This window comes from Leptolyngbya boryana PCC 6306 (assembly GCF_000353285.1).
Lineage (GTDB): Bacteria > Cyanobacteriota > Cyanobacteriia > Leptolyngbyales > Leptolyngbyaceae > Leptolyngbya > Leptolyngbya boryana.
On record NZ_KB731324.1, the window covers coordinates 4,811,280 to 4,824,512 of the forward strand.

Sequence of the window (13,233 nt, forward strand, 5' to 3'; positions counted from 1 at the left end):
CGTTATACTGCTCGCCCGAACTCATGACGATTGATGAATAATCCAATCACAGTATCATGCATCTTCTCAGTCTTGGAAAAACAGATCGTCTTTCTGGCAAGCCGCTTGATCCGAGTTCTCAAAGTTAGATGTTTCCGCTCAATGCGCTGTGTGTTGGCTTTGCCAACCGTATGGTGCTGCTCATCTAGCAATCGCAAGTAAGCTCCCCAACTATCGGTGTAAAACCGTTGAATCGAAAAAGGAGCTAACAGTTGCTGAAGTTGCTTAAGAGCTGAGTCTTCATGGGTGGCTAGCACATAGGCAAGGACTTTTCCAGTTTGATGGTCAATCGCGTGCCACAACCATCGTTGATGCTGCTTTGACTCGACAAAACTCCACATCTCGTCCATCTCCGCCGCCTCGACTCTGACGACCATGACTGCCGTGTTATCCGGTTGGTGCTGTTCGAGCAGACTTATGTTTACTTGTTCAAGTTGACTTGACTTTTTTTCAGCGTTTCAATCACAGTCGTTGGGCTAATCTTCAACACTCTGGCGGTATCACGAATACCACTGCCGTTGATTGCCATGTCGCTGATTTGCGCTTTGACTTCAGGCAGTCGTCCTCGATAGCTAAAGTTCAAGATAAATGATCGTCTCGAACACTCTAAGTTACGGCAACAATACCGTTGTTTTCCAGCAGCACTGCGACCATGCTTAACGACATCCACACTCTGGCAATCGGGACATTGAACAGGTTCTAGGACCATCTCGACTCAGCCCTCTAACACATCGTTTTCATTCTGCCATATATCCACATATCTAGAACACTACCGTTTTTGCTCGTACTGGATGCGCCGAAGTCGAGCGATCGTTTGTCCAATGTGGTGCGGTTTTCTACTCATTGCTTTTGTTGGCGGTAGGAGTTTTAGCTCGAATCAAAAAGCGCGCTTGCCCTCCAAATTGTTAAAAGACAACTCCTCATAGCCGAGCGACCGCCGCAGCTATTCTGCCACTTGTTTGCACTTTTGATTGAAATGCAGACTCCGTTTGTATCGATCGCGCCAAGATACTCGGCGGACTGACCTGCGAATTCGCCTTTAGCAACTGTGACAGGCAAGATTTTTAGAACCAAAACAAACCCCCTCTAATTCACGCCAGAGGGGGTTTGTTTACTGCTTTCTCAAGGCGGCTGGAGACAAGCCAATCGATCGTGAGGTTCTATTGCTCTGGCTGATGTATTGGGATCTGAATCACAAATTCAGTACCCTTGCCCAACGTCGAGAAACACGTCAGTTTGCCACCATGTTTCTCTGTGATGATTTGATAGCTGATCGACATCCCCATGCCCGTTCCTTTCCCGATCGGCTTGGTGGTGAAAAACGGATCAAAAATTCGGCACTGAATCGCTTCAGGAATGCCTGTGCCATTGTCTGAGATCGCAATCTGCACCCATTTACTATCAATTACAGAAGTCCGAATCGTAATTTGGCTAGGATTTGCCTGGATTTCTGCAAACGTTCGTCCAGCATTGAATTCATCCAAAGCATCGATCGCGTTTACGAGAATGTTCATAAACACCTGATTGAGTTGTCCGGCATAGCACTCGACCACGGGTAAGGTGCTGTAGTCTTTGATTAATTCGATCTCCGGGCGTTCTGGACGAGCTTTGAGCCGATGTTGCAAAATCATCAATGTGCTATCGATTCCCTCATGCAAATCGACCGCTTTACAATCGGCTTCGTCTATCCGTGAGAAGTTTCGCAGGGACAAAACAATCTGGCGAATGCGATCAGTACCCATTCTCATCGAAGACACGAGCTTGGGAAGATCAGTGTACAAAAATTCTAAATCGATCTGCTCAGCCTCCGCCTGAATTTCGGGAACAGGATTAGGGTAATGCTGTTGATAGAGTTGGACAAAGTTTAACAAATCCTGGGTGTACTCCTGCACATGGAAGAGGTTCCCGTAGATGAAGTTGACTGGATTGTTTATTTCATGGGCAACCCCAGCGACGAGTTGCCCCAAGCTTGACATCTTTTCGCTCTGAGCCATTTGGGTCTGAGAGTGTTGCAGTTTCTGGAGGGTCTGTTCTAGTAACTGGTTTTTTTCTTTTAACTGCGTTTCAGACTGTTGCAGTGCCGTTTGCGATCGCTGCCGTTCTGCAATTTCTGCTTGAAGTTGAGCATTGAGACGCTTTTGTTCCTCGGTTTGCGCTTCCAGGTCTAAATTCTTCAGCAGGTTATCTGCCATTTGATTAAAGGTCGTGGCAAGTTGTCCAACTTCATCCGTTGCGAAGACTTCAGCTCGGATGTGCAAGTTCCCAGAACCAAGTATTTGCGCGGTTTGCTGCAAGCGTCGGATCGGTTCAACGACCGCACAACTGAGCAAGATCGCTAATCCCGACCCGCCGATCAGAATCAGCAGAGAGACGATGAGTTGAACGGACAGACTATTTTTGAGCAAAGCATTAAGGGCATCCTCTGGCGTTCCTCGAACCAGCACGGCGACTGGCTCTCCAGCAAAGTTGAGGAGCGCTTTCGCGGCGATCGTATAGGTCTGAGTGCCCATGCGATCGCGCCCGGTCACAATCTTGCCTTGAGCCGCAATTGCCGCTTGTAGCAAACGCTCATCCATCACAACAGGATTGAGCGGCTGAGTTGCCAATGCTGAAGGGGCGGGATCGCTAGCGGCTTCCAGTGCAGCGACCAAGTTAAATTGTCCCGAAGGCAACCGCAGATAAACTCCACTGTAGCCGCCGTTCAGCGTTTCTAACGTCCGTTGTACGATCGGGCGTTTTCCATTGACCACATCTCCAGAAATCAATACGCCTACGACCGTGTTGGTTTGACGATCGCGCACGGGAGTCGCCGTGTAACGAATCAGCGCATTTTCAGCCTTGATTTCAGAAAGAAGCGGTGGAGCCTCTTGCGTTAACTCTGCACGGCTAACGATTTCGCTCGTCTTAATTTGCTGAGGCTGTTTCAGCGCTTGACTGACGAGATTGTTGGGATTGAAGATTTGACCAGCGCGATCGACACCTGCATTAACGATAATTTTCAAATCCCGTCCTACAAGCGTGGCATACTCAATCTCTCTCGCTTTGATTTCATTTTGCAGAATTTGCTTAACTTGCTGCTGTAATGCTGGATCTAAAGGTTGTCCCTCGCTATATGATTTTGCGGCTGCGATGATTGCTGGATTATCTGACTGCCCCCGAAATCCAAAGCCCATTTGGTTGATTTTGATATCGTACTGAATGGCAGTGACCGCTAACTCGGATGTTGCCTGCTGAACCAGTTGTTTCTGTCCTCCGGTGACAATCAAGTAAGCCCCAATCCCCACTAGACCACCGATGGACAGTGCTTGTAGGGCAAACAATCCAATCAGTTGCTTTTGCCGAATGGGGCGATTATAAAACCACTTGAGAACGCCTAGCTTCTGTGGAAGTCTTGTCCCATCATTGCTTAACCGAACCGATTTAAGTTGACGAGAACTCACGTTACAACTCCTTTGCCATCTCTACCAAAAAATGCTCTTCCCGCAAGGTACCCCAATCTAGGCTCAAGCTGAACACTAGACATTGCGTGATGTCTTGACTATCAGCATTTTTGTTTCAAATCGGACACGCTGTCCGTTTTCAAAATCCTTCTGGGTATCCACCACAGCCTGCTTTCGTCCGGGAATTCGCAGAGAACAATAGCCGTTCCTAACTCTTTGACGATCGCCCGTCTGCCAGATGGGGTTATCACGTGATCGCCGATGCTAAGCTGCATTGTTTCTGATTCTGAGGTCGATCGCGTTACCTTGTTCGTCTGTCACAATCTCAATGTCTGAGCAACCCTTAGCCCACTTGATCGCAATCAGTCGGCGCTTAAGATCGTGAAACCGTTGAAGCATACCCTCTAGGATATCGTCCAAGGTCCTCTGATGTTTCGGTTCAGCTTCCGCTGCTACCTCCGGCAGCGTCGCAAAAAACTGCCTGCTTGCGGCTAACCACTCCGAATCGGTGATACCGATTGCAACTTCAGGTGATGGTGGTCTACTCAACGCTTCTCGATGCGAGATCGCGATCGCTTCTTCGATAAACACGATCGGAGCAGGAAATCTTTCTTCTGTCCAATCGCAGAAGATACTTTTGCAAACCTGGGTGAAGCGCTCAGCGGAAATGTCTTTCAGAAATTCGTAATAGGCATCAATCAGCTCAGCAGACACATCGGGGAAGCGGAGCGCGAGATATTGCATTTGATTGCGAAATTCTTCGATATTCATGATGTTTTTAAGAGGAGATATCGTTAGGGGTGGAAGAGTGGGAATCGCGGTGAAGGCTTCTTGTTCTTCTGAACTAAGCTGCATTTTGAGACTTGTCCAGTGCTCTTAACTCGATCGCGGTATTGATGAAATCTTTGGGAGAGGGGAAGTGCGCGATACAGAAGAAATAATCCGCAATCTCGATAAATTCTTCGGTCGTGATTGGCGTTGCCAAGGCTTCTGCTGCTCGATTTCCTGATAGCGACTCGTAGTAAGCAGCAAGGGTCTCGGCTTTCAACAGCGGTCTTTGATTCAGGTCGCAGAGCAGAGCCATTTTCTCGAAGAATACATCCTTGTCAATCCCTTGATGGTTATGCAGCATAGTCCTGCTCGTTCTGAGTTTTTAGGTTAGCTGCCGGGTCGATTTCGCTTAGTCTCTGCCCTTCGGAGTTCATATTCATACCAAGGCTAAGTCCCTTGATTTTTTCAAAGAATTTTTTACGCTCAGCCTGCCAAGCAGGATCATTCGTGTCAATTTCTGCTTCTGGTAGCGCTAGCAGCTCATTCTGGCGGCGATAAACGTGTCCTAGGTCAATTAGTTCCTTCACGGACGGGAACGCGGATCCATCGCGGAATATGCGGCGAGCAGCAAAAGTGAATTCTTCATCACTCAACCCGCTAAGTGCGGAGTAGTATTCCGCGATCGTAGGTTCGCTGAAATTCCGATTGAATCGCTCGGTCAGGATGAGAAAGTATTTTTGAAAAACGTGCGGTGTAATCATAGCGCTGTAAGTTCGGTTGAGTTGTTTACAGAGGCAATGGACGCAATCGCTCGTCCGATGTGGTTGTAAGTCTCCAAGCCTTTTCGGTTGGCAGTGTTCAATCCTTGGGTGAAGTCGCCGTTCTTCATCTCAAGAAAATCATCCCAGTCGAGTTGATTCTTCTTGATTCCTTTCTCGGTTTCCTCGTTGTTCAAGATGTGCCTTGCACCCTTCGAGCGAGCGGGCATATCACCAGGGGGGAATCGTCTTCCAACAAACTCAGCAAACTCTGGGTCAGGCTGCCCGTTAGGTTGCTGCCAAGGGTGCAAATTTCCTGAAATGCGCTGGTGAAAGCGAATCGTCGGCGAAATGTAATTCGATGATTTTTTTGGCGGCGCGGCGGAAATTTGGTCATCCCGAACTAATTCAGTTTCACAACGAGCGGACTGATGTGGGCTTGGAATCGAAGCGAATGTTTCGGGGTTGGTCTCAAGTTTGGTTTTGTCGATCGTTGGCAAACTTTCTTCCCCCTCTCTTTCCCCTTGGGGGGTTAGGGGGGAGTTATTTGTTATCTCAGTACTTGTTGGAATAGTACTTATTATGTGATCCGGTTTTCCGTCGATGGAAAACCCGGACACGGAAAACCGGGTTATGGCTTCCGGCTCCATAACCCGGTTTTCGGGTTGTGGCTCATCATCTTCGATTGACGCAGGTTGCTCCCTGACGATGGATTCCCAGTAAAACTGCTTTGTTTCAGGATCTTTCCTTCTTTCTCGTGAGATATACCCTGATTCTTCCAGTTCTTTCAGTGCCGACGCGATCGCGGTTTTCCCGTCACACTCTGATTCACTTTCGAGATGCTTAATGTTTACCTTCCAGTCGTCTGGATAGCTCAGTAAAAGGTGATGCAATCCTCTAGCCTTAAAGCTTAGTTTTTTGTCTCTGATTGCCCGATTTGATATGACCGTGTAAGATTTTTCGTGCTTGATCCGCAAGATACTCATACAGCGCCTCCATTGATTCTTGCGATCGCTTCTCTGCCCAAAGCCCGAAAAACAGGTATGATCTTGTGATCTCGATGGTGTCTCATGTTATTTTTTAAGTAATTGTGGTCTGCAAGTTGTGGTCTGCAAGTTGTGAACAGCAAGTTGTGCCTCGTGTCTCATGAACTAAGCATTGTGAATCGTGCTTTGCGAATCGTGAATCGTGATTAGCAATTAGCTGCTGAGTGATTGGTAACTGTTTCCGCGCTTCTGTACTTTTGGATTTCTAAGTTCCTGACCCGATCGTTCTAAGCGATCGGGTTTTTGATTTTTAGTCCTTCGATAGTTCGTAGTGCTAACCTGATTAGACAGATTAGCAAGAAATCTGATTGTCGATCGACAGTTAATCTTGCGGCTCAATCCCGAATACGGAAGTTCTAAACTGGGGCAGGTCAACTGCCCTTTTCTGTGGCTAGCTCCGACTCGTGAGCCACATCTTGAAAACGCTTCGCCCGATCGCTGAATTCCACAAAATAAGTGAAACCCGGATACTTCCAAAATGTATTGCTCACTGTTTCGGCATAGAGAATCGCTTGAACAATGCCTGATTCGCGATCGCTCGTTACAACCTGCTGTCCGACGGAGAACTGCGGCAGCAGAATCGAAGTACTACCCGCCTCAGCGATCCCGTCAATGTCGTCTTGGTGAATGATGCTGATTGAGTCTTTGCCTTCCAAGTGATAATGCCAGCCCGGATAGCTGCTCTCAGCAAAGGCAATTTCGGGGCGGGTGAAATACATCCCGCATATTCTGGCTGTTTTCTTGCCGAATCGAACGGTCTGCCAAAGGTGATATTTGGGCGCGGGAAAGGGATGATCCAGCAGGGCTTTGAGGTTTAACTCGAATTCGGTTAAGTTGGATTGAGACATAACGACCTCGGTTTGTTTTGTTGAGAAGGCGCGATCTTGTAGTTGACGCTAGATGCGATCGCGCCCATTTCGGACACGCTGTCCGATTTGATTGAGCAGCTAATCGTCGAAAACTTCTTCGGGTGGCTCCAAACCAATTTGCAAATCTTCTTCCTCGCTCTCGATCGTTGCTCCTTCAATCAGAATTGCTCCCGAAGATCTCGGATACACATCGCCAAACGGTTTTGAGGTTTTGGGATTGTGCAGTCGGATATCAGAAAGCTTTTTCCGAAACGGGCGCGGACTAGATTCGGAAACGATTAACACCTCTCCGATTCGGGGTCGTAATCGACTAGGAATTGAAATCGACTTGTTGCTTGGGTCGAAGATGGAATACCCACTGATCCAATGCTCTACAATTTCGCGGGTGTTTAAGTCAGAGACACAGTGACGGACATCGACCTTGGTTCCTGGGCTGAAATTTGACATAGAAAACTTACCCCTCGGTTGAGGGGTTCGATTGTGAGATTTAAGGGAGTTACGCGATCTCTTCTACGCGGCCGGATTGGCAGTGGTACAAGTCAATCCGGGTGTAACTGTTTTCAGGACTGTTAGGCGCGATCGACTGATAGCGATCAATCACCCATTCGTTCGGCGTGACCTTCATGACCTCGCTTTCAATGTCATCCACGACGATGTATTTCTGCCCGGTTCCCTCATAATCAGCCAATCGTTCACCAATACGATTCTCAGCCCAGTCCGCGTCACTGATTCCCCACTCCACAACGTGTAGGTCTGGGGTTAAGCAAAACGATAGAGCCGCTTCTGGGAAGAACTCTTTTCGGATTTCGGTACACCAAATTTCTGCGGGCGGGGTTGGCAGGCTGGCTAAAGCGATCCAAGCAACAGAGAGGATGCCGTATTGCTCAACACTGATCACTCTCCACGGTCTTAGACTGCCAATTAAAACTTCGTCTCCAACTTGAGGTGGGGACTGTTTCAGGAGTACGCCAGGTTCTTCATTCAGGCTCTCATCCCGCTGTTTCTCGACAAGCATCTCATAGAACACGAGGCTAGTTGTCTCGTCCATAACGATCATCTCCGTAGTAGTTATCTGTTGCATCCGACCCTTCAAAAACACACTTCCAGGAGAGTGGACCTCCAACACGCTCTGTTTTCCGTAGTCTGAGCTGTCTCCCTTCATTTTTAAATCTTCGTGCCATGTCTTGGCATCCTTGCTCGGTCGCGGCGTAATGCACCTCTCTTTGCCCTGGGATGTTGCCAGGATCTTCAGAGATATTGAAAGCTGGCGGGGCGATCGGCGCGGATCTTGATGGAGCATCCGAATAGCCGCTGCCCCCACCTCCGACCGGAACGGGTACGGTGAATTCGTTCTTCTCGCAGGCGGATAGCAGAAGAATTCCCGCTATTAAAAAAGCGGGCTTTGGTGCAAAAATAGACACAAGACCTCCTTAAGGTTGATGAAGGCGATCGCGACTCTTTGGACGGATGAGCGATCGCTTTTTGATTGGGCTAATTTTTGGGGCGCGACTTTCTAGTTGGCGGAAAATTCAACGCCGAAGTCTGTGTTTAAAACTTTTTCAATCAATCTCAATGTTTCAACAGACAGAGATTGTCGCTCATCCTCAATGCGATACCAGTTCTGAACAGACATGCCAGCGGCAGCGGCAATCTGCGTAACCGCTCTACCATCTGCTTTCCTGGCCGCCCTAATTCTTTTTCCAAGTTCAGGGACTTCAATCTCGACTGTTTTGTAAACAGTGGTAAAGCCCTTGGATTCGATAGATGCTCCGTTTAGTGGTGGGCTGAAATGTCCTATCAGAGCTTTTTCAACTTCAGGCAGTAATGAGGAGTCGCTAACAGACAGGTATGCGATTCTCGAACCCGAAGACTGATTTAGCTGGTCAAATCGGTGATGCTGCTGCCACCTGTGGCGAAGGTTTGACGCTCGCCCGATGTACTGCACTGCATCTTCACCGTCGATCGCGAAGTAGATGCACGGTGTTTCCGGCAACTGCGATCGCTGCTCTAGTGGAACGAAAGGTAAATCAAGAGGGTTGATTTCTGTGGGATTCATAACTTACTCTCTCGGAACTTTGATGAGAAGATCCCCTACTTCGATACCGAAAAAGTCGCAGATCACAACAAGCGTGTCCGCGTCAAAACGTTTTGTAGTGTTATCGCATAGTCCGCGAATTGCCGCGGGTGTTAAACCTGTCTGCTCTGACAGGGCAGAGCGTGTTATCTCCTGAGCATCCAAATACTCTTGGAGACGGCAATAAACCTTGTTCTTTGACTGGCGCACGGCTGGTCTATCGTCTCTTTTGGTGAATTTGGGAGGAACAGGAGGAGTCATTAGCGTCGAAACCATAAGCTTTTTTTCTCCTGTCTATTGTCGATTACTATATTAGCCTGATTATCGATTTGTCAATAAATGCTTTTATTCGTTTAACCACTTGACGATTAATCGACAAATCGCTTACTATTAAAAACAAGAGAGGGCAGTTGCTTCCACCGCCAAGTTTTAGCAACCACCCTCAAGTTCTGACCCCTAAACAGGAGTTATTCCAATAATGCCACAAACAACCGTTCTACTCGACAGACCCAAGCACATCGCCGCTGACGCGCAGTCAGCACCGACGAACCGTCTCGAAATCGACCACACGCTAGGCAAGATCGCAGCTATCAAACACGGCTCTGCGACGACTTACACGCTGGAATGGGGCGGTCACTATCTCGGAGAAACGGTTCAGGGCGCTGACAAGCTTTTCTACGTCGGTACGGGTCAAGGCTACACGCTACCCGAAGCCGCTCACTATCTTCTGATTCAGTTTCTCGACAAAATTCGCCTGAGCAATGAGTGGGCTTACAACCAACTTATACGGCAAGAATCTCCGGCGACCGATACCGAGATCGAGCAGTTCTGCAGGTAATGTCGCTCCACCCAGTCGGGCACTGGATCTCGTTATCTAGTGCCCTCACAGAACTCGAGTCCTGGGAACGCGAAGCAAAACTTCTCGGCTTCGGCTCCGCTTACCTCGGATTCAACCGCCGTCACTGGACAGTGTTAGCCACGCCAGATTTGATAAACGTCGTCTTACCCTTCTAAATCACTTCATTACTCAGACTTGTCATCATGTTGAACCCTAAAATTTTGCCGATCGCTCTCGCCGCCTTCTCGATTTTCGCTTCTGCTCCGGCCCTTGCTCAGGCTGCTCAACCTGCTAAAGTCACGGCTGACTGTAATGTGTCTCGCGATGGCACGATCGCGGTTTGTGTTCGCAAAGTGAACGGTGAGATTGTCCGTGTCCGCGCCATTGAAAACGGTAAGGAACGGATCATCTATCAGCGCGGAACTAAGCCCGCTAAATCCAAGCCCGTCCTGTTCAAGCCTATCGGTGCTCCCAAAGGCAATTAATCGCGGCTAGTTTAGCCTCCTCGTCGTGTGTTCCTGCCCCGGTCATCTACTTACAGGAAAGAAGTCATGCGATTGTCATTTGAGCCATTGATTGAAGAGCTTTCGGATGCCGCTCTCGAAGCAGTTGGACTAACTAAATCAGATGTCGAAGACGAAGACGAATAGCATTTCAGGTCAGTCGCTTTGTTCCCGCCCATCAACTACTCTCTACAGGAATTAGAAAATGAGCACGATCGCTGAACTTCAAGAACAAGTCGCTACACTCAAACAGACCTTAGAAAAGTATCGCGTCTGCCCTGTATACAATGTTTTGACTCGCCCCGCGCTCGAAGAAGCGTGGTCAGAGCAGAAAAAGATCCCTGGACTCGCGATAGGATTTCTCGACATCGATGATCTCAAGCGTATGAACGATGAGCTAGGTCAACACGAGTCGAGCCGTAGAATCGCAGAAGCCTTCGCAATGGCAAGAGAGAGCGAGGTTATTGGCAGGTTCTATAGCGGTGATGAAGTCGCGATTTTGGCTCCAGCTTCTGAAATTCTTAAGCCATGCGAACGCATTCTTTCTGCACTGAAGGAACGAGGGCTATCGGCAACTATCGTGATCGTCCCCTACAAAGGGGAAGAGTCTTTAGCGGACGCGACCAAAGAAGCGAACGACCTGAATCAAGCCTGCAAGGGAGTTCGCAAGGGCAAGATCTACAATTTCTTGTCTCAGATTGTTTAGTTCAAGTTAGCGCGATCGATAATCTTCGGATTTGTCGATCGCGCTCTATCCACATCAAACCAACCTCAAAAAACAATGCTGCACCCACAAGACTTTGAAAAACCAACTAAGCACCCTTTTGATATGCTGCGAGGCTACCGAAACGCATGTCAAAAGGAATCTCTACTCGCCTGGATGCTCTCTCAATGTGTTGAGGCTGGAGAGTGGATCGCGATTCCCTGCCAGTATCAACACGATGATTTAGTGAAAGACGAAATCCTGATTCCAACTGAACAGGAGTGTTGCTATCGTCTTAGCAAAAAAGCGAAAGGGCTGCTGTATAGCGTCTACGGCAAAGAAGATTGATTCAAAACAAGCGCGATCGATGATTTTTTGGAGTGCTAATTCATGGTAAGACGCAGAAAAAAGATTGAAGTCATCCACACTCCCTGTAAGCGTTGCGGATGCGATCTAGTAACGACTAGCAGATCAATCCATGGAGCAGACGTGCTGAAAGCCGAACTCGGCTCAATCTGTGAGCGGTGCATCACCCCAGAAGAACGTGAGCGCATTCTTCACGGGATTGCAAATCAAATTCTCAGCTAATCCCAAGCGCGATCGATAATCTTCGGATTTGTCGATCGCTTCCCCTCACTACAAACCGTTACAACCATGCAAAAAGTCACAATCAAAGCCTTGTTTCAACAGAGCCTTACAGAACTGGAAGAACAGTACAGACTGAAAGCGGACTTTCCATCAGAAGAGGGAGAAACTTGGAGTTTTGCTGCGATTTATCGCATAAAGGGCGGGCTGGATGTCTTGGTGGATCTCATAAGTTGTCCGCTGAACGCGGAAGAGATTAGTGAGGTCTATCACTGGCAGGCTGAGTTGTTTGAACTCGATCCCGCCTACCAGCGGGAAGCTGAAGCGTACAAATCCAGAAAGAAAATCTTGGAAGATTTTGTTTCTAAATTAGACGATCGATGATCTTCGGGTTCGTCGATCGCTTCCCACCTCAACAGCAAAATCAAGCTATGAGTATTAGAACCCAAGAACATTACGAAGCTCTTAGAAACTTAATCGGGTATATCGGCATGACAGAAGTTTTAGAAGCTCTGTCAGAAATCGCTCAGAGCCATGCCGATGTTCAGTCCAATACTGGTCAAAGCGTCGGAGCAAGCAAGCTGCTTGCCGCTGAACTGAGTAATCTTGCCGCACGATACGCTTACGAGCGTGGCTTTGAGATTCACTCCAGGTCGCAGGGTGGCGAAGACTAATTAGCGCGATCGATGATTGGATTTGTCGATCGCTTCCTCCAAATCGGTCACGCTGTCCGATTTCACCTGAGAGATTGAAACGTTAAACCCAATGCATCTAAGCGGGAGTGATGCCCCGCTCATCATGCCCACACTAAAGTTCTCTGAATCAACTGAAATCAAAGACCTTTATGCAGAACGCATTCCTGGTGGATATCAAATCGCATTCTTCACTTTTGAGCTAACCGAAGAGGAACAACTCATTGAGGAGACATATCGCAAGTATCCAGCTTTGCGCCCACTACCAGGGAAAAGAGTTGGCGCATCTAGTCAGAAGAAGAAACCTTCAACAATTCCACCCATTAGAACCGGGAAACGGTGGAAGCAGAACCGCAAGCAACATCGCAGGATTGTCAATCTAGTGAGACGTGCTTACCGGGATTATTCCATCCCCATCTTGCGATCCATCTACATCCAGAACAACTTAAGCGATCGCGATGATTACTACTTCAACGTGATTGAGATTCTGTAAACACTACCAGGGAGGCATGACCTCCCTTTGAGATTATGAGCAATGACCCGAAACCAAATGATTCCAAAAAGCCAGAAGGACGTACCCCGCAATGCTTAAGCTGCGGATGTCCCATGACTTGGACGTTCTACAAAGGCAAAATGCAGTGGTACTGTCACTGCTATCGATAGGTCAATCGCACGTAACCATGAAGCAACTTTCTCAAATCTTAGTAACTATGCCTACTATCAAACCTGGCGATCGCGTAACAGGAAATAAATCATGCATAAATTGCGCTCATCGCAGTCGGCTGATTAAAGAAGATTCTTCAGGCTATGAGGTCTACTGCGAGAAGAAAAACGAAGTCATCGCAGATCTAGAAAATGAAGCAGCGTTTGAAGCCGAAGCTATCACTTGCACCTTTTTTATTGATGAGGAATAGC

The 13,233-nt window shown here is 48.1% G+C and carries 20 protein-coding genes; 9 read left to right on the forward strand and 11 right to left on the reverse strand.

The genetic code is table 11. The features are described from left to right. Nucleotides 1–2: 2 nt before the first annotated feature. The 11 genes from LEPBO_RS45635 to LEPBO_RS45390 all read right to left on the reverse strand — a co-directional run bounded on the left by LEPBO_RS45635 (nt 3) and on the right by LEPBO_RS45390 (nt 9,273). Nucleotides 3–748, reverse strand: a protein-coding gene (locus LEPBO_RS45635) for an IS1 family transposase (RefSeq protein ID WP_455565126.1) whose coding sequence is annotated in 2 segments (ribosomal slippage) — nt 3–493 and nt 493–748 — 747 coding nt in all. Because the reading frame shifts where the segments join, the coding sequence is not laid out codon by codon here. 451 nt (nt 749–1,199) lie between these two features. Then, the gene (locus LEPBO_RS0124050; protein ID WP_017290150.1) at nt 1,200–3,479 is read right to left on the reverse strand and encodes a sensor histidine kinase; all 2,280 of its coding nucleotides are present in this window, start codon (nt 3,477–3,479) and stop codon (nt 1,200–1,202) included. A gap of 264 nt (nt 3,480–3,743) precedes the next feature. After that, nucleotides 3,744–4,334 (reverse strand): hypothetical protein, encoded by a 591-nt coding sequence (locus LEPBO_RS0124055; protein ID WP_017290151.1) that lies wholly within the window; start codon nt 4,332–4,334, stop codon nt 3,744–3,746. Then, nucleotides 4,324–4,611 (reverse strand): hypothetical protein, encoded by a 288-nt coding sequence (locus LEPBO_RS0124060; RefSeq protein WP_017290152.1) that lies wholly within the window; start codon nt 4,609–4,611, stop codon nt 4,324–4,326. The genes LEPBO_RS0124055 and LEPBO_RS0124060 overlap by 11 nt, the downstream gene beginning before the upstream one ends. Then, complete coding sequence (locus LEPBO_RS0124065; protein WP_017290153.1) at nt 4,601–5,011, reverse strand: hypothetical protein; 411 nt, start codon at nt 5,009–5,011, stop codon at nt 4,601–4,603. Before LEPBO_RS0124065 ends, LEPBO_RS0124060 begins: the two co-directional genes overlap by 11 nt. Next, nucleotides 5,008–5,994: a helix-turn-helix domain-containing protein gene (locus LEPBO_RS40290; RefSeq protein WP_017290154.1), complete on the reverse strand. Its 987-nt coding sequence runs from the start codon at nt 5,992–5,994 to the stop codon at nt 5,008–5,010. The genes LEPBO_RS0124065 and LEPBO_RS40290 overlap by 4 nt, the downstream gene beginning before the upstream one ends. A gap of 431 nt (nt 5,995–6,425) precedes the next feature. After that, on the reverse strand, nt 6,426–6,902 hold the full coding sequence (locus LEPBO_RS0124075) for a hypothetical protein (protein ID WP_017290155.1): 477 nt from the start codon (nt 6,900–6,902) through the stop codon (nt 6,426–6,428). 99 nt (nt 6,903–7,001) lie between these two features. After that, nucleotides 7,002–7,370: a hypothetical protein gene (locus tag LEPBO_RS0124080; RefSeq protein ID WP_017290156.1), complete on the reverse strand. Its 369-nt coding sequence runs from the start codon at nt 7,368–7,370 to the stop codon at nt 7,002–7,004. A 49-nt stretch (nt 7,371–7,419) separates the two neighbouring features. Next, entirely contained in the window at nt 7,420–7,971 is a 552-nt protein-coding gene (locus LEPBO_RS0124085; RefSeq protein ID WP_144056258.1) for a hypothetical protein, read from the reverse strand. Nucleotides 7,972–8,436: 465 nt separating this feature from the next. Next, nucleotides 8,437–8,979, reverse strand: coding sequence for a helix-turn-helix domain-containing protein (locus LEPBO_RS41870; RefSeq protein ID WP_017290158.1), 543 nt, complete (start codon nt 8,977–8,979; stop codon nt 8,437–8,439). Nucleotides 8,980–8,982: 3 nt separating this feature from the next. Further along, a complete protein-coding gene (locus tag LEPBO_RS45390; protein ID WP_017290159.1) occupies nt 8,983–9,273 on the reverse strand; it encodes a helix-turn-helix domain-containing protein in 291 nt (96 codons plus the stop codon). Nucleotides 9,274–9,475: 202 nt separating this feature from the next. Here LEPBO_RS45390 and LEPBO_RS0124105 point away from each other — a divergent pair, with 202 nt between their 5' ends. The 9 genes from LEPBO_RS0124105 to LEPBO_RS0124145 all read left to right on the forward strand — a co-directional run bounded on the left by LEPBO_RS0124105 (nt 9,476) and on the right by LEPBO_RS0124145 (nt 13,232). Continuing rightward, on the forward strand, nt 9,476–9,835 hold the full coding sequence (locus LEPBO_RS0124105; protein WP_017290160.1) for a hypothetical protein: 360 nt from the start codon (nt 9,476–9,478) through the stop codon (nt 9,833–9,835). Nucleotides 9,836–10,038: 203 nt separating this feature from the next. After that, nucleotides 10,039–10,320 (forward strand): hypothetical protein, encoded by a 282-nt coding sequence (locus tag LEPBO_RS0124110; protein ID WP_017290161.1) that lies wholly within the window; start codon nt 10,039–10,041, stop codon nt 10,318–10,320. Nucleotides 10,321–10,543: 223 nt separating this feature from the next. Next, nucleotides 10,544–11,044, forward strand: a complete 501-nt coding sequence (locus tag LEPBO_RS0124120; protein ID WP_017290163.1) for a nucleotidyl cyclase domain-containing protein — start codon at nt 10,544–10,546, stop codon at nt 11,042–11,044. Nucleotides 11,045–11,119: 75 nt separating this feature from the next. Beyond that, nucleotides 11,120–11,389: a hypothetical protein gene (locus LEPBO_RS0124125; protein WP_017290164.1), complete on the forward strand. Its 270-nt coding sequence runs from the start codon at nt 11,120–11,122 to the stop codon at nt 11,387–11,389. Between the two features lie 42 nt (nt 11,390–11,431). Next, the gene (locus tag LEPBO_RS41175) at nt 11,432–11,629 is read left to right on the forward strand and encodes a DUF2688 domain-containing protein (RefSeq protein ID WP_071596185.1); all 198 of its coding nucleotides are present in this window, start codon (nt 11,432–11,434) and stop codon (nt 11,627–11,629) included. A gap of 66 nt (nt 11,630–11,695) precedes the next feature. Continuing rightward, nucleotides 11,696–12,010: a hypothetical protein gene (locus LEPBO_RS0124130; protein WP_017290165.1), complete on the forward strand. Its 315-nt coding sequence runs from the start codon at nt 11,696–11,698 to the stop codon at nt 12,008–12,010. A gap of 47 nt (nt 12,011–12,057) precedes the next feature. Beyond that, nucleotides 12,058–12,300 carry a hypothetical protein gene (locus LEPBO_RS0124135; protein ID WP_144056259.1) on the forward strand — a complete coding sequence of 81 codons (243 nt, stop codon included), beginning with the start codon at nt 12,058–12,060 and terminating at the stop codon, nt 12,298–12,300. Between the two features lie 124 nt (nt 12,301–12,424). After that, nucleotides 12,425–12,811 carry a hypothetical protein gene (locus LEPBO_RS0124140; RefSeq protein ID WP_144056260.1) on the forward strand — a complete coding sequence of 129 codons (387 nt, stop codon included), beginning with the start codon at nt 12,425–12,427 and terminating at the stop codon, nt 12,809–12,811. 187 nt (nt 12,812–12,998) lie between these two features. Continuing rightward, a complete protein-coding gene (locus tag LEPBO_RS0124145) occupies nt 12,999–13,232 on the forward strand; it encodes a hypothetical protein (RefSeq protein ID WP_017290168.1) in 234 nt (77 codons plus the stop codon). Nucleotide 13,233 lies beyond the last annotated feature (1 nt).